General features: G+C 30.6%; 2 protein-coding genes. One reads left to right on the forward strand and one right to left on the reverse strand.

The features are described from left to right. Window positions 1-96 precede the first annotated feature (96 nt). On the reverse strand, window positions 97-1335 hold the full coding sequence (locus tag KPL38_RS18960; protein WP_216290697.1) for a D-alanyl-D-alanine carboxypeptidase family protein: 1239 nt from the start codon (window positions 1333-1335) through the stop codon (window positions 97-99). 148 nt (window positions 1336-1483) lie between these two features. On the opposite strand from KPL38_RS18960, the gene KPL38_RS18965 reads away from it, so the two are divergent. Next, on the forward strand, window positions 1484-2254 hold the full coding sequence (locus KPL38_RS18965) for a helix-hairpin-helix domain-containing protein (protein ID WP_216290698.1): 771 nt from the start codon (window positions 1484-1486) through the stop codon (window positions 2252-2254). The last annotated feature ends 235 nt before the right edge of the window (window positions 2255-2489 follow it).

Consider the following 2489-nt stretch of genomic DNA (forward strand, 5'->3'; position numbering starts at 1 on the left):
TACCCCTGAAGAACTATTTGAATCTCAATTGGATATAATTTATGCAGCATAAGTAATTTCAACGATTTTAGTATAAATACAAATTGGTTCAACTTGTTATTGCAATTGGTCTTTTCTTCTTTTTTTAAATTTTATCAAAATAAATAATATTATTAAGGCAATTACAACATATTTTATTATATTTGATTGTAGTACAGATTTAAGAGTATATTTAGATAATATATTAGGAAGCGTCAAGTCTTTTTTAGTATAATTTATTCCGCTAGACAAATCTAGATTGTAAGAATTGCCATCTAGAGTAATTACAGCTTTGCTTATTAACTGACCTTTTTTAATTGGGGATAGGTTTGTTTTGTTCAGCTTAGTTTTAATATCTGGAGCCTTAGTTGAATTCTTAGGTTTAACAACGTAAAGATCTTTTGAAGCAAGAAGTGGAAGTATAGTGCCATCTTTAAGTTTCAATTTTGAGACAACTTCACTTTTACTAAACTGCTTAGATAACTTGAAATTATTATATCCGTAATCCAATAGCTTTCTACTGTCAGGGAAAAAAGTTTTCTTAGAGTCATGAACAAGAGCAACTATAAGTTTATGACCATTTCGATTAGCTATAGCAATATACGAGTGCTTTGATTGAATAGTATAGCCTGTCTTACCACCTTCACAACCAGGATAATAGTATTGATCGTTTTTTTGTATTAGCCTATCTTCATTCCAAAGAGGACGTACAACTTTGGATTTATTTGTTGCTGGTATTTTATGCGAAGAAGTTGTTGATAACTTACTATACTCTGGATGCTTAGTAAGTTGTTGCATAATCAGAGATAAATCGTAGGCTGAAGTTTTATGCTTAACATTATATAGCCCATTAGGATTAACAAAATTAGTATTCTTACAACCCAGAGAATCTGCTTTTTCATTCATAAGTTTTACAAAATTCCCTACGGAACCACTTGTGTGTTCTGCTAAGGCTACAGCGCAGTCATTAGCAGAGACTAATATTAATCCATATAGTAATTCTTTTATAGAAAATTTTTCGCCTTCAATTAGGTATATTTTAGAGCCATCAACAAGTGCGGCATTTTTACTTACTGTAACCATATCATTTAAATGTCCTTTTTCTAAGACTAAAAGTATAGTCATTATTTTAGTCGTTGAAGCTGGAGGGTAAGCTGAATCTTTGTTTTTTTGATAAAGAAGTTTACCCGTAGTTGCGTCCAGTAAAACGACACTGTCAGCAGAAACGACTGGTGGGGTTACTAGTGCTGAAGCTGCTGAAGTTGAATTAAAAAGTAATAAAAGTGATGCAATTAATACTGTGAATAACTTTTTCATAGGTTCCCTCCCAGTTTTTCAATATTTACAGTATATCAAAAAAATCCTTTCTTAGCGATAGTATTTACGCAAAGTTGTCAATAATTCTATATGTGAGGGAAAATTAGTTAAATATGTTTTTAATTATAAAGGCATATAAGGAGGAAACATGAAAAATAAAGAAAAAATAATAGGTTCAATAGTTATTTTATTTATAACTATTATATTTATAGGTACTGGCTACATAATATCAAGTCCAAAAAAAAATGTTACAGCAACAGATTATAAGGACGTATTTGTAGAAACTGATAAAACTACAAATACTAAGGTTGCAGATGTGGGTGTAGCAGAGGATAGTGCTAATAAAGTAGCGAGTAGCAGCAATAAGGTAGCTGATAGTAGTACTAAAACAACAGAAAGTAGTTTAAAAGTAGCAGATGGCAGTACGAAGGCAGAAAATAGTAGTATTAAAGTAGATATAAAAGGGGCTGTAAAAAATCCCAGTGTTTATGAAATAGAAAATGGAAGTAGAGTAACTGATCTTATAAAACTAGCAGGGGGTGGCACTAAAGATGCTGATCTTGATGCCACTAATTTATCTTTAAAATTAAAGGATGAAGATTGTATTATAATTTCTAAAAAAGGTGAAGTAGCTAAAGCACTACCTACGCAGAGCACAAGTACTTTGACTAAGAGTGATACTAATGATTCACAAGGTTCAAGTTCTAATACCAAGAAAGATGACGCTATTATTAATATAAATACTGCTAGTAAAGAAGAGTTAAATACTCTTACAGGTATAGGAGATGCTAAAGCAGATGTTATAATTGAATATAGAGAACAAAATGGAGGATTTAAGTCTGTGAATGAACTTACAAAAGTGGGAGGTATTGGGGAAAAGACATTGAATAAGTTTATAGACAAGATAGATATAAAGTAATTAATCAAATCATCTCCTGGGTGGCGGTAACAAATTATATGGAAAACATGTATCATTATATAATTTTAGGATACAATATACAAATGAGGATGAATAATTGATACTATAATGATTAGAAATAAACAATGGTGAATTGAAAAAGTAACTTCCACTTTGCAGAGTTAACTTCCACCGTAAAAAGAGTTGAAAAAGTTTTTCAATAAAAAAACGTTTATTTTTGCTATTCTTCTAACAA

The sequence above is a fragment of the Clostridium psychrophilum genome (assembly GCF_018861705.1).
Classification (GTDB): Bacteria; Bacillota; Clostridia; order Clostridiales; family Clostridiaceae; genus Clostridium_AD; species Clostridium_AD psychrophilum.

What these genes read in the sequence shown, in the direction of transcription:
- KPL38_RS18960 (WP_216290697.1), bottom strand. Translation starts at nt 1,335, where the DNA reads ATGAAAAAGTTATTCACAGTATTAATTGCATCACTTTTATTACTTTTT.
- KPL38_RS18965 (WP_216290698.1), top strand. Translation starts at nt 1,484, where the DNA reads ATGAAAAATAAAGAAAAAATAATAGGTTCAATAGTTATTTTATTTATA.